18 protein-coding genes are annotated in these 18670 nt (G+C 53.7%); 14 read left to right on the forward strand and 4 right to left on the reverse strand.

Translation table 11 applies throughout. The features are described 5' to 3' along the window. Window positions 1-2: 2 nt before the first annotated feature. The 4 genes from mreD to csrD all read right to left on the reverse strand — a co-directional run bounded on the left by mreD (window position 3) and on the right by csrD (window position 4969). The gene (gene mreD, locus N1689_RS21560; protein ID WP_013359205.1) at window positions 3-491 is read right to left on the reverse strand and encodes a rod shape-determining protein MreD; all 489 of its coding nucleotides are present in this window, start codon (window positions 489-491) and stop codon (window positions 3-5) included. Next, window positions 488-1516 (reverse strand): rod shape-determining protein MreC, encoded by a 1029-nt coding sequence (gene mreC / locus N1689_RS21565; RefSeq protein WP_161735984.1) that lies wholly within the window; start codon window positions 1514-1516, stop codon window positions 488-490. Before mreC ends, mreD begins: the two co-directional genes overlap by 4 nt. Window positions 1517-1664: 148 nt before the next feature. Then, window positions 1665-2708: a rod shape-determining protein MreB gene (gene mreB / locus N1689_RS21570; protein WP_003855260.1), complete on the reverse strand. Its 1044-nt coding sequence runs from the start codon at window positions 2706-2708 to the stop codon at window positions 1665-1667. A 311-nt stretch (window positions 2709-3019) separates the two neighbouring features. Beyond that, on the reverse strand, window positions 3020-4969 hold the full coding sequence (csrD, locus tag N1689_RS21575; protein ID WP_161735983.1) for an RNase E specificity factor CsrD: 1950 nt from the start codon (window positions 4967-4969) through the stop codon (window positions 3020-3022). A 284-nt stretch (window positions 4970-5253) separates the two neighbouring features. Between csrD and msrP the strand changes: the two genes are divergently transcribed. The 14 genes from msrP (at window position 5254) to N1689_RS21645 (ending at window position 18401) form a co-directional block, all read left to right on the forward strand. Then, on the forward strand, window positions 5254-6258 hold the full coding sequence (gene msrP, locus N1689_RS21580; RefSeq protein ID WP_253420195.1) for a protein-methionine-sulfoxide reductase catalytic subunit MsrP: 1005 nt from the start codon (window positions 5254-5256) through the stop codon (window positions 6256-6258). After that, a complete protein-coding gene (gene msrQ, locus N1689_RS21585) occupies window positions 6259-6864 on the forward strand; it encodes a protein-methionine-sulfoxide reductase heme-binding subunit MsrQ (protein ID WP_260060207.1) in 606 nt (201 codons plus the stop codon). It abuts the gene before it with no gap. 232 nt (window positions 6865-7096) lie between these two features. Then, window positions 7097-7549, forward strand: a complete 453-nt coding sequence (gene aroQ / locus N1689_RS21590; RefSeq protein ID WP_033734740.1) for a type II 3-dehydroquinate dehydratase — start codon at window positions 7097-7099, stop codon at window positions 7547-7549. Window positions 7550-7574: 25 nt separating this feature from the next. Continuing rightward, window positions 7575-8036 carry an acetyl-CoA carboxylase biotin carboxyl carrier protein gene (gene accB / locus N1689_RS21595; RefSeq protein ID WP_013359212.1) on the forward strand — a complete coding sequence of 154 codons (462 nt, stop codon included), beginning with the start codon at window positions 7575-7577 and terminating at the stop codon, window positions 8034-8036. A gap of 11 nt (window positions 8037-8047) precedes the next feature. Continuing rightward, window positions 8048-9397 (forward strand): acetyl-CoA carboxylase biotin carboxylase subunit, encoded by a 1350-nt coding sequence (gene accC / locus N1689_RS21600; RefSeq protein WP_013359213.1) that lies wholly within the window; start codon window positions 8048-8050, stop codon window positions 9395-9397. Between the two features lie 72 nt (window positions 9398-9469). Beyond that, on the forward strand, window positions 9470-9712 hold the full coding sequence (locus N1689_RS21605) for a YhdT family protein (RefSeq protein ID WP_260060208.1): 243 nt from the start codon (window positions 9470-9472) through the stop codon (window positions 9710-9712). After that, window positions 9702-11147, forward strand: a complete 1446-nt coding sequence (gene panF, locus N1689_RS21610; protein ID WP_260060209.1) for a sodium/pantothenate symporter — start codon at window positions 9702-9704, stop codon at window positions 11145-11147. Before N1689_RS21605 ends, panF begins: the two co-directional genes overlap by 11 nt. A gap of 16 nt (window positions 11148-11163) precedes the next feature. Next, on the forward strand, window positions 11164-12045 hold the full coding sequence (gene prmA / locus N1689_RS21615) for a 50S ribosomal protein L11 methyltransferase (protein WP_260060210.1): 882 nt from the start codon (window positions 11164-11166) through the stop codon (window positions 12043-12045). A gap of 367 nt (window positions 12046-12412) precedes the next feature. Further along, window positions 12413-13378 (forward strand): tRNA dihydrouridine synthase DusB, encoded by a 966-nt coding sequence (dusB, locus tag N1689_RS21620; protein WP_031592707.1) that lies wholly within the window; start codon window positions 12413-12415, stop codon window positions 13376-13378. A 23-nt stretch (window positions 13379-13401) separates the two neighbouring features. After that, window positions 13402-13698: a DNA-binding transcriptional regulator Fis gene (gene fis / locus N1689_RS21625; protein WP_003855228.1), complete on the forward strand. Its 297-nt coding sequence runs from the start codon at window positions 13402-13404 to the stop codon at window positions 13696-13698. A gap of 544 nt (window positions 13699-14242) precedes the next feature. Beyond that, window positions 14243-15268 carry an amino acid ABC transporter substrate-binding protein gene (locus N1689_RS21630; RefSeq protein WP_013359218.1) on the forward strand — a complete coding sequence of 342 codons (1026 nt, stop codon included), beginning with the start codon at window positions 14243-14245 and terminating at the stop codon, window positions 15266-15268. A gap of 68 nt (window positions 15269-15336) precedes the next feature. After that, entirely contained in the window at window positions 15337-16515 is a 1179-nt protein-coding gene (locus N1689_RS21635; protein WP_033784127.1) for an amino acid ABC transporter permease, read from the forward strand. Between the two features lie 15 nt (window positions 16516-16530). After that, window positions 16531-17631: an amino acid ABC transporter permease gene (locus N1689_RS21640; protein WP_222924930.1), complete on the forward strand. Its 1101-nt coding sequence runs from the start codon at window positions 16531-16533 to the stop codon at window positions 17629-17631. Between the two features lie 8 nt (window positions 17632-17639). Then, window positions 17640-18401, forward strand: a complete 762-nt coding sequence (locus N1689_RS21645; protein ID WP_161735976.1) for an amino acid ABC transporter ATP-binding protein — start codon at window positions 17640-17642, stop codon at window positions 18399-18401. Window positions 18402-18670: the final 269 nt, after the last annotated feature.

An 18670-nucleotide genomic window follows, 5' to 3' on the forward strand; every position in this document is an offset into this window, starting at 1 on the left:
CCTTATTGAACAGCGAACTGACGACGAATTTTTCTCATAAGTAAGAATAGCCAGGGCCAGAGAATACCGTCGACGACACTGCTCCAGAAAATTTCAGGTCGGAATGAAACGTTGATTACCAGGAATTCTGCCCAGAAGACAATCACATCCATCGCCAGAGACAGCACCATAACCATTAACGCTTGCTGCCACAACGCTAAGTTGCGGAATAACTGGAACTTAAAGGCTATCAGGTAGGCGATGATACTGAGCGCCAGCGCACGTACGCCAAGCGTGGACCCGGCAATCAGATCCATGATGGCACCCAGCATAAATCCGCTGCCGACGTTGACCCGATGCGGCAGTGCAAGAACCCAGTAGATAAGGATGAGCAGCAGCCATGAAGGCCGGAACATATAAATTTCATCCGGCCATGGCATGATCTGCAGAACTAACGCGACCAGGAAAGAGAGCCAGATGACCCAACGTCCCTGGCTGCGATATCGACTCAAGGCTGCCCCCCGCGTGAACGCGAGGAGTTGTTCTGTCCGCTACTGCCACTGCTGCCTGTTGATGGAGCAGGCGGCCCCATCTGTGCGGCAGGCGCAGGCGGGCCCATTTCACCCGCAGGCGGTAAGACCTGCGGCATCATCTGCATCAGACGCTCATTCGCAACGCGATGAACTTCATCCTGCGGCAGCGGCATATCGCCATTACGATCCGCGCCCCACAGCAGCAGCAGATAACGCAGACGCTGCAGACCCGCGGTCGGATGCGCCTGAATCACCGTATAAGCGCGCTGCGTATCCACTTTCACTGAGGAGACCACGCCCACCGGATACCCCTCAGGGAAACGACCACCGATACCTGACGTCACCAGCACATCGCCGACCCGAATGTCCGTATTACCCGGCAGATGCTCAAGCTGGAGATCTTCAGTACAGCCGTTACCAGCGGCAATCACACGAATGTCATTACGCAACACCTGAATAGGCAGCGCATGTGACGCATCGCAGATCAGCAGAACACGGCTGGTGAGCTGTCCGACGGCGATAACCTGACCGACCACGCCTTTATCACTGATGACCGGTTGACCTTCATAGACACCGTTAACGCTGCCTTTGTCGATCACCACCTGGTCGGTGTAAGGATCGGTGCCGGTAGAGATCACCTGCGTCACCATCTTTTGCTCATCCTGACGCAGCGGTGAACCCAGCAGTTCACGCAGGCGTGCGTTTTCCTGCTTATATTGCCCCAGCATTAGCAGGTTACTGTTTTTCAGGAAGAGCTCACGACGTAACGCTTTGTTTTCCTGCTCCAGCTGCTGACGCGACGCCAGCGACTCTGACACGCCATCCAGGAGCTGACGTGGTCCATTAGCCAGGAAGTAAAACGGACTGACCGACGTATCCAGATAGTTGCGTATTTGGGTGAAAGAGCTCACACGGCTGTCGGCAACGATAATGGCAATTGCCACGATGACCGCCAGGAAAAGACGCAACTGCAGGGAAGGTCCCCTGCTAAAAATCGGCTTCATATAATCTGCGTGATCCTCGACAACAGGAGAGGAAGCGACGGCCAAACACCGTGCTTCCCTGGGCTGAACGCACTGTACCGGCACACATTTCGCCGGTTCACATGTCACTCCCTCGCATGATCATTGCGTTCTCAGCCGGTTGAGGCAATTATTCTTCGCTGAACAAATCGCCGCCATGCATGTCGATCATTTCCAGCGCCTTGCCGCCACCGCGAGCCACACAGGTCAGCGGATCTTCAGCAACAACAACCGGAATACCCGTCTCTTCCATCAGCAGGCGATCCAGGTTGCGCAGTAACGCACCACCACCGGTCAGCACCATGCCGCGCTCTGAGATATCGGAGGCCAGCTCAGGCGGACACTGCTCAAGAGCAACCATCACCGCGCTGACAATGCCGGTTAACGGCTCCTGCAGCGCTTCCAGAATTTCGTTGGAGTTCAGCGTGAAGCCGCGCGGTACACCCTCTGCCAGGTTACGGCCACGAACTTCAATTTCACGGACTTCATCACCCGGATAAGCTGAACCAATCTCATGCTTAATGCGTTCTGCGGTCGCTTCACCAATCAGTGAACCGTAGTTACGACGCACATAATTAATAATAGCTTCATCGAAACGATCGCCACCAATACGTACGGATGAGGAGTAGACCACACCGTTCAGGGAGATCACCGCCACTTCGGTAGTACCACCACCGATATCAACGACCATTGAACCGGTCGCTTCAGAAACGGGCAGACCTGCACCAATAGCTGCAGCCATCGGCTCTTCAATCAGAAAGACTTCACGCGCGCCGGCGCCCTGAGCGGATTCACGAATCGCACGACGTTCTACCTGCGTGGCCCCGACGGGTACGCAGACCAGCACACGTGGGCTGGGACGCATAAAGCTGTTGCTGTGAACCTGCTTGATGAAGTGTTGCAGCATCTTTTCGGTCACGAAGAAGTCAGCGATAACGCCATCTTTCATCGGACGGATAGCGGCAATATTGCCTGGCGTACGACCGAGCATCTGTTTGGCGTCATGACCCACGGCCGCGACACTTTTCGGTGAACCGGCACGGTCCTGACGAATAGCAACCACAGAAGGCTCGTTCAGCACGATGCCTTGTCCTTTTACGTAAATCAGGGTATTCGCGGTACCCAGGTCAATGGACAAGTCGTTGGAAAACATGCCACGAAATTTTTTAAACATACTAAGGGATAATCCTGCAAGCTGGGGGCGGAAAATAAAATCCGCTTACTTTACCAACCACACGAAGCTGCCACAAGGCGCAAAAACGTTCTGCTTCGGTGAAAAAAGACGCCTGATTGCGTTTAAGTCATCTGAACCCGCGATCCGTAGCAGCAGAATGGCGACCAGACGCCATCAGTGCTGCATTTCACGTGATTTCCGCTTGCCATGCCCGACATAAAATTTAACATTTCCGGCACGATGGTTATGGGTTCAGATGCGGTTTAACATTAAAAAAAACCGTCAATTTCTGTCATTACGACAGCAAATCATTAAATACGGTAACGTTGGGAATACTTCTTCACGTTACTGTTAACCGGAAGCGAAGGGGCAAAAAAGTCGCCCTGCCCGCCTGCCACACCCAGCGCCACTAATGTCTGCCACTCCGCTTTGGTGCGGACACCGGTGGCAAACACCTGAATACCCGTGGACTTACAGACCTCCAGCAGACTCTGTACAAACAGCTGATTGGCGGTCCGTCGTTCAATGTTGCGCACCAGACCTGCATCAAGCTTGATCAGTTCCAGCGGCAGCTGTCGTATATAGGCACTGCTGACGACGGTTAAACCCGCCTGATTCACCGCTACACGGCAGCCAAAAGCCTTAAGTGCACGGAATACTGGTGTTAAATGGTCGATGTGTTGACAGACATCTGCCTCGGCAAGTTCAAATAAAAATCGTTTTCTTTGTGATTTGGGGCACTGCAGCAGCATATTCTGTAGCCAGAGGACAAATGAACGTTGCAGGAGCGAGGTCATCGTCACCGGCATCACCAGCGTCTCTTCCGGCCACAGTTCAGAGAGTGCCGCGATGCGCGTGACCAGCTGACGATCCCAGCCATCAGCCATACCGAGCTGCTGTACCAGCGGCATATATTCAGCGGCCAGTACCTCTTTATCGCCGTCAAAGATACGGGTCAGCATGACCCGATGCTGTACTTTGCCTTCGATATTAACGGTGGGTTTATGGTACAGCCGCGGACCACCGCGGCTTAACGTATTCTCCAGCAGGGTTCGCCAGCGCACGCTGCCCCGCCCGGCGTCCTGAGGGTTTCCTTCACCATTAATCCAGTTATTACCACCCAGCAGTGCTGCACGTCGCGTGGCCATTTCGGCATTTTCTATCACCTGCAGGACGGTCTGCCCGCTGTGCCAGGCGGTGATTCCGATGTGGATCAGATCATCGCGATTGACCAGGCGCATCGGTGGCAAAGAATCAACAGCATTGATCAGTTGATCGGCAATACTGTTTGCCTCTTTAAGACTGCGATGCGGCAGTAATACGGCAAAATCACTGCGAAAATAGCGTGCCAGCAAAGCGCCGGGATAGCGCAGCACAAAGGTAGAGAGCATGTTGACGAAATTGAACAGGTACTCCTCAACCAGCGCTGGCTCCAGTGAATCTTTCAGCGCGTCCAGATCGGGCAGGCGCACCATCATCACCACACCATGGGTGCCGACAGCTTCCTGATCTTCCAGAAGGGTCGCGAGCTGGTTATCAAAGAACAGTCGGTTGTTAAGGCCAGTGCGTCCATCCTGCGCGGCAAAGGTGCGGATCAGCGTGTCGATACGCAGGCGCTGTTCGCCCGCTTCCTGCAGATCCGCCAGCAGTATATCCATCGCGCGACTCGCCCTGGGTGGCCACTCATCCACATCCCGTTTCGGCACAACCCCACGTTCGCCGTTGATAATCGCCTGTGCCCGTCCTTCAAGATGCTCCATGCCACGCCACTGACGACTAAGCCAGCGATGCATCATCAGCAGCAGCAGACTCATCACCAGCATGACCGTAAACAGAATGCCCAGCGTAGAGGTGCCGGTGATGGAGCGCAGCCAGGTTTTGGCAGGATCAAGGGTCACAACCCGCAGCTGTAAGCCGGTCTGGTGCATCAAAGGCACATCGACCTGGATAAAACGATTGGGTTCGTCTTCCAGCATCTGGTTTTCGTGTCGGGAGAGTGTGAGGAAAGTCTGCCTGCCGTTATGAAGGGAAATCTGCTCGGCATTCATTATTGGCATCATGCGCGTAAGCCAGTTATGAAGCTGTTCTGGCGTCTCGGAGAACATCGCCTGATCGACCTCGGTCGCCAGCACCTGCGCCCGATGTTCAACCCGCTGATGACTGAACCAGAAAACACTGAATGCGCAGCCTGCCAGCATCAATGACATCGCCAGCAGGCTTAAAAAGGTAATAAACGCAGATAATTTTGTGGTTAATCGCATCCCTGTGCCTGTATTGCTGCGGTGATAACCGGATCACCCCACCTTGTACCGTCAGCCTGACGAAAACGCGAGCAAAATAGCATAATTTGCCGCTGCCGACAGCGCCGAGTCGCATGAAGCCGAAGTATATCGTCGGGATAGGATTGCTGACGTTGATCCCGACACTTTTCAGCGCATTCTCATCGCACAGGCCAGCCAGGAAATTTCACATTTTCAGGGCGAAACTGGCTGATATCAGCGATAGTCATCATGCTGGTTGATGACATCCTGTCTGGAGAAGCCCCATGAAACGCATACCCTGTCTGACCGAAGCCGACGTAACGCCGGAAAGCATATTTAATATGAAGCGCCGCCAGGTGCTGAAAACGCTGGGACTAAGCGCTGCGGCGATGGGTATGCCGGGCGTGGCTAATGCCGATATTCTCAGCTGGTTCAAAGGCAACGATCGCCCACCTGCTCCAGCAGGCCGACCGCTCGACTTCACCAAACCGGCGCAATATCAGGCCGATCTGACGCTGACGCCTGCGGATAAAGTTTCCGGCTACAACAATTTCTATGAGTTCGGGCTGGATAAGGCCGATCCGGCTGCCAATGCCGGAACACTGAAAACAGAGCCCTGGAAACTGACCATTGATGGCGAAGTGGCGAAACCCCTAACCCTTGATATGGATGACATCTTCAAACGCTTTGCTATGGAGCAGCGAATCTATCGCATGCGCTGCGTAGAGGCCTGGTCGATGGTGGTGCCCTGGGTAGGCTTTGAGCTGAATAAACTTCTCTCGCTGGCGGAACCCACCAGCAAAGCGCGCTTTGTTGCCTTTCAGACGCTCTACGATCCTGAGCAGATGCCGGGCCAGAAAGATCGCTTTATTGGCGGTGGCCTCAATTATCCCTATGTCGAAGGTTTGCGTCTGGATGAAGCGATGCATCCGCTGACAATACTGACCACTGGCGTCTATGGCAAAGCGCTGCCGCCGCAGAATGGCGCGCCGATTCGTCTGACGGTGCCGTGGAAATATGGCTTTAAAGGCATTAAGTCGATCGTCAAAATTACGCTGACCGACAAACAGCCGCCGACCACCTGGAACCAGATTGCCGCCGACGAGTATGGTTTTTATGCCAATGTGAACCCCCACGTCAATCATCCACGCTGGTCACAGGCGACAGAGCGGTTTATTGGCCCGGGCGGCAGTCTGAAGGTCGAACGTCAGCCAACGCTGCTGTTTAACGGCTATGCCGAACAGGTGGCGTCGCTCTACCGCGGCATGGATTTACGGGAGAATTACTAAGTGGTCCGCCTGTCGATAAAACAGATCATGTGGCTCAAGGTGATCCTGCACCTGGCAGCCCTGTTGCCGCTGGTTTATCTGGTGCTTGCTGTGATGCAGGGTGGACTGAGTGCGGACCCGGCAAAAGATATTCAGCATTTTACCGGCCGCATGGCGCTGAAACTGCTGCTGGGTACGCTGCTGGTTTCACCCCTGGCACGCTACGGCAGGCAGCCGCTGTTAATCCGCACCCGGCGCCTGCTTGGCGTCTGGACATTTGTCTGGGCTTCTCTCCACCTGCTGAGCTACTACCTGCTGGAATTGGGCGTGGATAATCTGCGTCTGCTGGGCAGCGAACTCATCTCCCGTCCCTATCTGACGCTGGGAATTATCAGCTGGCTGATATTACTGGTCCTGGCGGTAACGTCATTTCAGCGCGCTCAGCGCAGGCTCGGTAAACGCTGGCAAACCCTGCACAATGCGGTCTATCTTGTGGCGATTCTGGTGCCGATTCACTATATCTGGTCGGTGAAAACCGTGTCCCCACAGCCACTTATCTATGCCCTCATTGCTGCACTGCTGTTAGCCTGGCGTTACAAAAAATTTCTCAAATGGTGGCCCCGCTAGCACTTCACCCGTTGTTTTCCTCTGCTGTTTTCTGATAAAAGATGTGGCCCGCAGGCCACATCCGATCATCTTCGCAGATAAGACCAGTATTTTGCTGCGAAATGACACGAAACGGATATAATGCCCGGCTTTATTGCTCGTCGGGTCTTCTTTTTCAGCCTGAAAGGTGACAAATGAAGATTCGCAAGGTATTTTACGCGATGCCTCAATGATTGCGGGAGATGGCAGCACGATGGCGCATAAATTACATATTCTGCTTTTAAACGGGCCCAACCTGAATCTGTTGGGAACACGTGAACCTGAGAAGTATGGTCATACCACGCTGAGTCAGATCGTTGACGATTTGACGCGTCAGGCAGACCAGTTGAATGTGGAGTTGAGCCACCTGCAAACCAATGCTGAATTTCAGCTGATTGATCGCATTCATGAGGCCAAAGGCAATGTGGATTACATCATCATTAATCCTGCCGCGTTTACCCATACCAGTGTCGCACTGCGTGATGCCCTGCTGGCGGTAGAAATACCGTTTATCGAGGTTCATCTCTCAAATGTGCATGCCCGCGAGCCCTTCCGTCATCACTCCTATCTTTCTGATGTTTCTGCTGGCGTGATCTGTGGGCTTGGCGCTGACGGCTACACATGGGCTTTACAAACGGCAGTAAAACGCCTGTCTCAAACTAATTAATCAAACTGAGTACGGAACCCCACTCATGGATATTCGTAAAATTAAAAAACTGATCGAACTGGTTGAAGAGTCTGGCATTTCTGAGCTGGAAATCTCTGAAGGTGAAGAGTCCGTTCGCATCAGTCGTGCACCTGCAAACGTGGGTTACCCGATGATGCAGCAGGCTTACGCTGCGCCGGTTCAACAGCCTGCTCTGGCGACAGCCGTTGCCCCTGTTGCAGCCGTTGCCGAAGCGGCACCGGCTGAAATCAGCGGTCACATCGTGCGTTCACCAATGGTAGGTACCTTCTACCGTACGCCGAGCCCGGATGCGAAAGCCTTTGTGGAAGTTGGCCAGAAAGTGAATGCCGGCGATACCCTGTGCATCGTCGAAGCTATGAAAATGATGAACCAGATCGAAGCTGACAAATCAGGCGTGGTGAAAGCTATCCTGGTTGAAAGCGGTCAGCCGGTCGAATTTGACGAGCCACTGGTTATCATCGAGTAACGGGGCAGATCATGCTGGATAAAATTGTTATTGCTAACCGTGGTGAGATCGCACTGCGCATTCTGCGTGCCTGTAAAGAACTGGGCATCAAGACTGTTGCGGTACACTCAAGCGCGGATCGTGACCTGAAGCACGTGCTGCTGGCAGACGAAACCGTCTGCATCGGCCCGGCGCAGTCAGTCAAAAGTTACCTCAACATCCCGGCGCTGATCTCTGCAGCAGAGATCACCGGCGCGGTGGCGATTCACCCCGGCTACGGCTTCCTCTCTGAGAATGCCGATTTTGCTGAGCAGGTTGAGCGCTCCGGCTTTATCTTTATCGGCCCGAAAGCAGACACCATTCGCCTGATGGGTGACAAAGTTTCTGCAATCAATGCGATGAAGAAAGCCGGCGTCCCGACCGTACCCGGTTCTGACGGTTCGCTGACGGATGATATGGAAAAAAACCGTGCCTTTGCCAAGCGCATCGGTTATCCGGTCATCATCAAAGCGTCTGGCGGCGGCGGCGGTCGTGGTATGCGCGTAGTGCGCGGCGACAAAGATCTGGAAGAATCCATCAACATGACGAAAGCGGAAGCCAAAGCGGCTTTTAACAACGACATGGTTTACATGGAGAAGTATCTGGAGAACCCGCGCCACATCGAGATTCAGGTACTGGCTGACGGTCAGGGCAACGCGATCTATCTGGGCGAACGTGACTGCTCCATGCAGCGTCGTCATCAGAAAGTTGTCGAAGAAGCGCCAGGCCCAGGCATCACAGAAGAACAGCGTCGCTTTATCGGCAACCGCTGTTCCCAGGCCTGTATTGAGATTGGCTATCGCGGCGCAGGTACCTTTGAGTTCCTGTACGAAAACGGTGAGTTCTACTTCATTGAGATGAACACCCGTATTCAGGTAGAACATCCGGTAACCGAGATGATCACCGGTGTGGACCTGATCAAAGAGCAACTGCGTATTGCTGCCGGTCAGCCACTGTCAATTAAACAGGAAGATGTGATCATTCGCGGACATGCGGTCGAGTGCCGTATCAACGCTGAAGATCCAGTCACCTTCCTGCCAAGCCCGGGTAAAATCACCCGCTTCCACGCGCCAGGCGGTTTTGGCGTGCGCTGGGAGTCGCATATTTACTCAGGCTACACCGTACCGCCTTATTACGACTCCATGATCGGCAAGCTGATCACCTATGGCGAAACGCGTGACGTGGCTATCGCTCGCATGAAAAATGCGCTGGCGGAACTGATTATCGACGGTATCAAAACCAACGTTGAACTGCAGATGAAAATCATGTCCGACGAAAACTTCCAGCACGGTGGAACCAATATCCACTATCTGGAGAAAAAACTCGGCTTGCACGAGAAATAATCGCAACGCTGAGTCAGTCTGAGGCCGGTTAATCCGGCCTTTTTCTTTTGCCGCTGGCGTTAAGGTTGAATCATGGATGCTCGTTTTATACAGGCACATAAAGAGGCGCGCTGGTCGCTTTACCTCACCCTGCTCTGGCTCGCTGCCTGGGGGCTCTCTGCCTGGTTGGGTGGCAATGCAATCGGTGTTACCGGCCTGCCGCGCTGGTTTGAACTCTCCTGCCTGTTTGCTCCCCTGTTGTTCATTTTTCTGTGCTGGATGATGGTGCGGGTGATTTTCCGCGACATGCCGCTGGAGGATAAAAGTGAACAATGAAATTATCCTGCCGTTACTGATTTATCTGGTGTTGATTGCCGCGCTGTCGGTGTTTGCCGTCCGTAAAAAGCGCGAAGGCAGCTTCCTCACTGAATACTTCCTTGGCAGCCGCTCCATGGGCGGGTTTGTGCTGGCGATGACGCTCACTACCACCTATATCAGCGCCAGCTCATTTATTGGGGGTCCCGGTGCCGCCTACAAATATGGACTGGGCTGGGTATTGCTGGCAATGGTGCAGGTGCCCGCCGTCTGGCTATCGCTGGGTGTGCTGGGGAAAAAGTTTGCCATTCTGGCACGTAAGCACAATGCGGTGACGCTGAATGATATGCTCTATGCCCGCTATCAAAGCCCGCTGCTGATCTGGCTGGCGAGTCTGAGTCTGCTGATTGCCTTTATCGGTGCCATGACGGTGCAGTTTATTGGCGGTGCGCGGCTGCTCGAAACCGCCGCTGGCATTCCTTATGACACCGGCCTGCTGATTTTTGGTGGCACAATCGCGCTCTATACCGCGTTCGGTGGATTCCGTGCCAGCGTGCTCAACGACGCCATGCAGGGCATTGTGATGCTGATTGGCACCTTTCTGCTGCTATTCGCAGTGATTCATCAGGCAGGTGGCCTGAGTACGGCGGTGCAGAAACTGCACGACATCGATCCGGCTCTGCTGTCCCCTCAGGGGCCGGGCGAGATTATTACGCCAACCTTCCTCAGTTCGTTCGTCGTGCTGGTCTGCTTTGGGGTGATTGGCCTGCCGCATACGGCGGTGCGCTGTATCTCTTATAAAGACAGTAAGGCCGTCCATCGGGCCATTATTCTGGGCACCATTGTCGTAGTGGTATTGATGCTGGGCATGCATCTGGCCGGTGCGCTGGGCCGCGCGGTACTGCCGAATCTGGCCGTGCCGGATAGCGTTATTCCGACACTGATGATTACTGTTCTGCCACCGTTAGCGGCCGGGCTGTTCCTGGCGGCCCCGATGGCCGCAATTATGTCGACCATCAATGCCCAGCTGTTACAGGCTTCAGCCACGCTGATTAAAGATCTCTACCTGCGTATCGCCCCGCAGCAGCTGGAAAATGAGACGCGACTGCGGCTGTTATCTGGCACCATTACCTTCGCACTGGGTATCCTGCTGCTGATTGCGGCCTGGAATCCGCCCGATATGATTATCTGGCTCAACCTGCTGGCATTTGGCGGCCTGGAGGCGGTTTTCCTCTGGCCGCTGGTTCTCGGCCTCTACTGGGAACGTGCCAATGCCGCAGGCGCCATCACCGGCATGGTAGTGGGTGGAGGCTGCTACGCTTTTATGGCGAGCCTTAACCTGCAGATTCTGGGTTTTCACCCTATCGTGCCCTCCCTGCTTTTAAGCCTGCTGGCATTTCTGGTGGGTAACCTGTTTGGACGCGCGCCGCACGTGGCGGACGCGCCGCAACATTGACGGAAAGAGAGACGTTATGCCGTGGATTCAAATCAAAATTAACAGCTCAGGTGAACATGCGGAAACGCTGAGCGATGCGCTGATGGAGATCGGTGCGGTTTCAGTCACCTTTCAGGATACCAACGACACGCCGGTGTATGAGCCGCTGCCAGGCGAAACGCGCCTGTGGGGCGATACCGACGTTATCGGCCTGTTCGATGCAGAAACGGATATGGTCCTGATTACTACCGAACTGACACAACATCCGCTGCTGGGAGACGGTTTTCGTCACCGGATCGAGCAGATCGAGGATAAAGACTGGGAGCGCGAATGGATGGAGAACTTCCACCCGATGCGCTTCGGCGAACGTCTCTGGATCTGTCCGAGCTGGCGTGATGTGCCGGATCCTGATGCCGTCAACGTCATGCTGGATCCCGGCCTGGCGTTTGGCACCGGCACCCATCCCACCACCTCGCTCTGCCTGACCTGGCTCGATGGGCTGGATCTGGAAGGCAAAACGGTGATCGATTTCGGCTGTGGTTCGGGGATCCTGGCGATCGCCGCACTGAAGCTGGGCGCGGCTCAGGCGATCGGGATTGATATCGATCCGCAGGCTATTCAGGCCAGCCGGGATAATGCTGAGCGCAACGGCGTCTCCGATCGCCTGTCGCTCTATCTGCCCCACCAGCAACCCGAAAATCTGCAGGCTGATGTGGTGGTGGCCAATATCCTGGCCGGCCCGCTACGTGAACTGGCCCCGCTGATCGGTGTACTGCCGAAGTCTGGCGGTCATCTGGGCCTCTCGGGCGTGTTAGAGAGCCAGGCAGAGAGCGTCTGCGAAGCGTATGTCAGCGCGTTCACGCTCGACCCGGTTGCGGTTAAAGAGGAATGGTGCCGGATTACCGGGATTAAATCCTGATTTTTGCGTTTGTCCGTTTGCACTGATATCGCCGTCGTCGTAACAAAGCGGCTTAACAGAATATTCAGCCAACCCGTAGCGTAAGTTGCGGGCTTTCCCGATTTGAAATGGATGCTTGTATCGTTAATCACGGCATGTGACGTTTTTTATCTGGCGAATTGACGTACTTTTCTGGAAAAACTTTTGCTCACAATTTCAGCATAAATAGCTAAATCATTGTTATTTAATAATAATAATGAATAGCATCGATCATCATCCGGATTTCATTGATCTTTCTTGCTGATTGTTCAAAGTTTGGCCTTTCATCTTCCTGCAAAAATGCGTAATATACGCCGCCTTGCAGACACAGTATGGCCATTCTGACTTCATGCGTATTGGAAACCTCCAGCTGAGAAATCGACTGATTGCAGCACCGATGGCCGGTATTACCGACAGGCCGTTCAGGACGCTGTGTCACGAAATGGGTGCAGGCATGGCAGTTTCTGAGATGCTGTCTTCTAACCCGGAAGTCTGGGCTAGCGACAAATCTCGATTACGTATGGTTCACAGTGATGAGCCAGGCATTCGCGCCGTGCAAATTGCCGGTTGCGATCCCAGTGAAATGGCGCAAGCTGCACGCATTAATGTCGAGGCTGGTGCACAGGTCATCGACATTAATATGGGATGCCCTGCCAAGAAGGTTAACCGCAAAATGGCGGGTTCAGCCTTATTGCAATATCCCACCGTGGTGGAGTCCATTCTCTCCGCAGTGGTTAATGCAGTGAACGTGCCGGTCACGCTGAAAATTCGTACTGGCTGGGATCCTGAAAACAGGAACTGTGTCGCGATTGCCCAATTGGCTGAACGCTGCGGTATACAGGCTCTGACGATACATGGTCGCACTCGTGCCTGCCTGTTCAACGGAGAAGCTGAGTATGACAGCATTCGGACAGTTAAGCAGAGTGTCTCCATTCCGATTATCGCGAATGGAGACATAACTGACCCGCATAAAGCCAGAGCGGTGCTCGACTATACAGGGGCCGATGCTCTGATGATAGGACGCGCTGCTCAGGGAAGACCGTGGATCTTCCGGGAAATCCAGCATTATCTGGACACTGGGGAGTTGCTTGCCCCGCTGCCGATGGCAGAGGTCAAGCGCTTGCTTGTTTCGCATATACGTGAGCTGCACGACTTTTACGGTTCAGGCAAGGGATACCGTATAGCGCGAAAGCACGTCTCCTGGTACCTGCAGGAGCACGCCCCGAATGACCAGTTTCGGCGCACATTCAACGCCATAGAGGATGCCAGCGAACAGCTGGAGGCGTTGGAGGCATACTTCGAAAATCTTGCGTAACGAAATAAAGAGCTGAAAGAACTATGTTCGAACAACGCGTAAATTCTGACGTACTGACCGTTTCTACCGTTAACTCACAGGATCAGGTAACTCAAAAACCTTTGCGTGATTCGGTTAAACAGGCACTGAAGAACTATTTTGCTCAACTGAATGGTCAGGATGTGAGCGACCTGTATGAGCTGGTTTTGGCTGAAGTCGAGCAGCCTCTGTTGGACATGGTGATGCAGTATACCCGTGGCAACCAGACCCGTGCTGCCCTGATGATGGGTATCAACCGCGGTACGCTGCGTAAGAAATTGAAAAAATACGGCATGAACTGATTTTTAGTTCTGTCTGTTAATCACGCCAGCCTTCGGGCTGGCGTTTTTATTTGTGCGTCATCGCACAAAGTAACGGCAGGAAGCGTGAAACAGTTGCCTGCCGTATGGTAACTATAGTTGCAATCGCTGGTGTGATATTTCACCTTCTCGCTTTTGTCCGCCTGGATTTGATTTAAGTAATGTTCTGTCGCCCGTCTTGCTGCCTGTGCCCGCCACTGCTGGGCATGTGACTTCCTGCGCATAAAAAAGTAACGCCTTCCTTTCATACATTTCTGCCTGAGCGAGCGCTCACACTGCTCTCATCTAGTGAAACTATTTGCACTAAATGTGATCGGGTCGACTCGCATTGCTTCCTTTTGGTGCGCCATATTAGCGAAACTTTCCAGGTGCTTCTGATTATTAACCGTTCTTTCATACGAATTCAGGATCCTGCAAACCTGGCATCAGCTTTGCAGAGTCGTGAATGGCTGACCGCCACAGACAGGAAAAACGCACACTAAAGTGCGCAAACATAACAACATGATCCCGCCACACAGGATGCTTTATGAAAAAGATGATGCTCTCTACGCTGATCGCTGCCGCCTCGCTGGTTGCCATTGCTCAGCAGGCACACGCAGGCACCACACTGGATGCGATTAAGAAAAAAGGTTTTGTTCAATGTGGTATCAGTGACGGCCTGCCGGGCTTCTCCTATGCAGATGCTGGCGGCAAGTTTACCGGTATCGATGTGGATGTGTGTCGTGCTGCTGCTGCCGCGGTATTCGGCGATGCGACCAAAGTGAAATACACCCCGCTGACCGCGAAAGAGCGTTTTACCGCGCTGCAGTCAGGCGAAGTGGATGTACTTTCACGTAACACCACCTGGACCTCATCGCGTGATGGCGGCATGGGCTTCCTGTTTGCGGGCGTGAACTATTACGACGGCATCGGCTTCCTGACTCACCAGAAAGCCGGACTTAAAAGTGCGAAAGAGCTGGATGGTGCCACCGTCTGTATTCAGGCTGGAACCGACACCGAGCTGAACGTGGCAGACTTCTTCAAAGCCAACAAAATGCAATATACGCCGGTGACCTTTGATCGCTCTGACGAATCTGCTAAGGCGCTGGACAGCGGTCGCTGCGATACGCTGGCGTCCGATCAGTCTCAGCTTTATGCCTTGCGTATTAAGCTCGGCAAACCTGACGAGTTTATCGTCCTGCCAGAAGTGATCTCCAAAGAGCCGCTGGGACCGCTGGTGCGTCGTGGCGATGATGACTGGTTCACCATCGTCAAATGGTCGCTTTACGCCATGCTGAATGCCGAAGAGATGGGCATCAACTCGAAGAACGTTGATCAGATGACAGCTAAGCCGACCACGCCAGATATGGCGCATCTGCTGGGTGCTGAGGGTGATTTTGGTAAAGATCTGAAGCTGGATAATAAGTGGGCCTACAACATCATCAAACAGGTCGGCAACTATCAGGAAAGCTTTGACCGCAACGTCGGTAAAGACAGTGCACTGAAGATCGCGCGCGGTCAGAATGCGTTGTGGAACCAGGGCGGGATTCAATACGCACCACCGGTACGTTAACAGACCTCACCAATCGGGCACCGTATTCTGCGGTGCCCTACCCCGGCTTTCGTTACTGAGGTTTCAACATGTCACAACGCCCAACCGTGAAAAGGGATTTTTCATTTGGTAATCCCACGGTTCGCGCCTGGATTTATCAGTTCATCGCCGTCGTCGCGGTGCTTGGTGTGGTGGGTTATCTGGTACATAACACCATCATTAACCTCGCCAATCGCGGCATTACATCAGGGTTTGGATTTCTTGAGCGCACTGCCGGCTTCGGCATCGTTCAGCATCTGATAGAGTACACGGAGGGAGATACCTACGCACGCGTGTTTCTGGTCGGATTAACCAACACGCTGTTGGTTTCTGCACTCTGTATTGTTTTTGCGTCAATTCTCGGCTTTGCGGTCGGTCTTGCCCGTCTTTCTGACAACTGGCTGCTGCGGAAACTCTCGAATATCTATATCGAAACCTTCCGTAATATCCCCCCTCTGCTGCAAATCTTCTTCTGGTACTTCGCGGTATTACGCAATCTGCCAGGCCCACGTCAGGCGCTGAATGCGTTCGACCTGGCCTATGTCAGCAATCGCGGACTCTACGTCCCGTGGCCAACCTATGCACCAGGCAGCTGGCCGTTTGTTATCGCACTGCTGCTGGCCGTGGCTGTCAGCTATGGCCTGTACCGCTTTAACCGTCAGCATCAGCTGAAAACCGGTGAGTTACGTCGTACATGGCCCGCAGCCGTTGCAATGCTCATCCTCTTTCCTTTGCTTGCACACCTTGGGTTTGGAGCAGCGACGCACTGGGATGTGCCGCAACTACGCGGGTTCAATTTCCGTGGCGGCTCGGTGATGATTCCGGAACTGGCAGCACTGACGCTGGCACTGTCGATCTATACCTCGTCGTTTATTGCTGAAGTGATCCGATCCGGGATTCAGTCGGTGCCACATGGTCAGCACGAAGCTGCACGATCGCTGGGTCTGCCGAATCCGGTGACGCTGCGTCAGGTGATTATTCCACAGGCCATGCGCGTCATTATTCCGCCGCTCACCAGCCAGTATCTGAACATCGTGAAGAACTCCTCACTGGCCGCTGCTATCGGTTATCCCGATATGGTGTCGCTGTTCGCGGGATCGGTGCTGAATCAGACCGGTCAGGCTATTGAGACAATTGCTATCACAATGGGCGTTTACCTGATTATCAGTCTGCTGATATCGCTGCTTATGAACTTCTACAACCGCAAAATTGCGCTGGTTGAGCGTTAAGAGAACGGGATAACTATGTCTGTCACTACGCATGAAACGCCCCCCATCCCGACGACGCCTGTCAGTCGCGCCTGGCTTTGGGCTCGTAAGAATCTGTTTTCCAGCTGGTTTAATACGTTACTGACGCTGTTTTGCATCTGGGTCATCTGGCACGTCATTCCGCCTGCGCTGAACTGGCTGATCTTTCAGGCTAACTGGATCGGTACGACACGCGCCGATTGCACTAAAGAAGGTGCCTGTTGGGTCTTTATCCATGCTCGTTTCGGTCAGTTCATGTATGGGCTTTATCCACATGAGCTGCGCTGGCGTATTAACCTGGCGCTGGTGATTGGCCTGCTGTCGATTGTGCCGATGTTCCTCAAAAGCCTGCCCTACCGTGGACGCTACATTGCGGCCTGGGCCGTCATCTATCCGGTGATTGTCTGGTTCCTGCTGTATGGCGGCTATCTGGGACTGGAACGTGTGGAAACACGTCAGTGGGGCGGGTTAACGCTGACGCTGATTATCGCGTCGGTGGGGATTGCTGGTGCGCTGCCGCTGGGCATCCTGCTGGCGCTTGGCCGTCGCTCACGGATGCCGGTTGTGCGTACGCTGTCGATTATCTTTATCGAGTTCTGGCGCGGCGTTCCGCTGATTACCGTGCTGTTTATGTCATCGGTGATGCTGCCGCTGTTTATGTCTGAAGGTACGACTATCGACAAGCTGGTACGTGCGCTGGTCGGTGTGATCCTGTTCCAGTCTGCTTATGTGGCGGAAGTGGTGCGCGGTGGCCTGCAGGCATTACCGAAGGGTCAGTATGAGGCTGCAGAATCGCTGGCGCTGGGCTACTGGAAAACGCAGATGTTGGTCATTCTTCCCCAGGCACTGAAGCTCACCATCCCTGGCCTGGTTAACACCATCATCGCGCTGTTTAAAGATACCAGCCTGGTCATCATCATTGGTCTTTTCGATCTGTTCAGCAGCGTCCAGCAGGCAACGGTCGATCCAACCTGGCTGGGCATGTCGACTGAAGGTTATGTCTTTGCTGCACTGGTCTATTGGATTTTCTGTTTTAGCATGTCGCGCTACAGCCAGTATCTGGAAAAGCGCTTTCACACCGGGCGTACATCGCACTGAGGTTTTACATGACTGACTCTATAACACACTCTTCCGACGCGTTGATGATTTCGCTTGAGAACGTGAATAAATGGTACGGGCAGTTTCACGTACTGAAAGACATCAACCTGCAGGTTAAACCCCGTGAGCGCATCGTGCTGTGCGGCCCTTCCGGCTCCGGCAAATCGACCACGATCCGCTGCATCAACCATCTGGAAGAGCATCAGCAGGGACGCATTATTGTTGACGGTATCCATCTTAATGACGACGTACGTAACATTGAGCGCGTACGCACAGAAGTGGGGATGGTATTTCAGCACTTCAATCTCTTCCCGCATCTGACTGTTTTGCAAAACTGCACGCTGGCACCTTCCTGGGTGAGAAAGATTCCAAAGAAGGAAGCGGATGAACTGGCCATGCACTATCTGCAACGCGTGCGCATTGCAGAGCATGCACATAAGTTTCCGGGTCAGCTTTCCGGCGGACAGCAGCAACGCGTCGCTATCGCTCGCTCACTCTGTATGAAACCAAAAATTATGCTGTTTGATGAGCCAACCTCAGCGCTGGATCCGGAGATGGTTAAAGAGGTGCTGGACACGATGATTGGTCTGGCGGAGGATGGGATGACCATGCTTTGCGTCACCCACGAAATGGGCTTTGCCCGAACGGTTGCTGACCGGGTGATCTTTATGGATCGGGGTGAGATCGTCGAAGTTGCCCCACCGCAGGAGTTCTTTTCTAATCCAAAATCGGAGCGTACCCGGGCGTTTTTATCGCAGGTTATTCACTGATTACCGACCCCGTTATCTTACCACCCGGCCTGGTGCCGGGTTTTTTATGGCATTTATACACTTTAATCAGCTGAATGAGCCGATGCGGTGATAAAGGCACAGAAAACCGGGCTGATATGAGGGAGTTTTAGTGCGGATTATCGGATTGCCACAACGAAAAAAGCCCTTCGCATACGCGAAGGGCTCTCTCTTATTTGATGCCTGGCAGTTCCCTACTCTCGCATGGGGAGACCCCACACTACCATCGGCGCTACGGCGTTTCACTTCTG

The sequence above is a fragment of the Pantoea sp. XY16 genome (genome assembly GCF_025153065.1).
Taxonomy (GTDB): Bacteria; Pseudomonadota; Gammaproteobacteria; order Enterobacterales; family Enterobacteriaceae; genus Pantoea; species Pantoea alfalfae.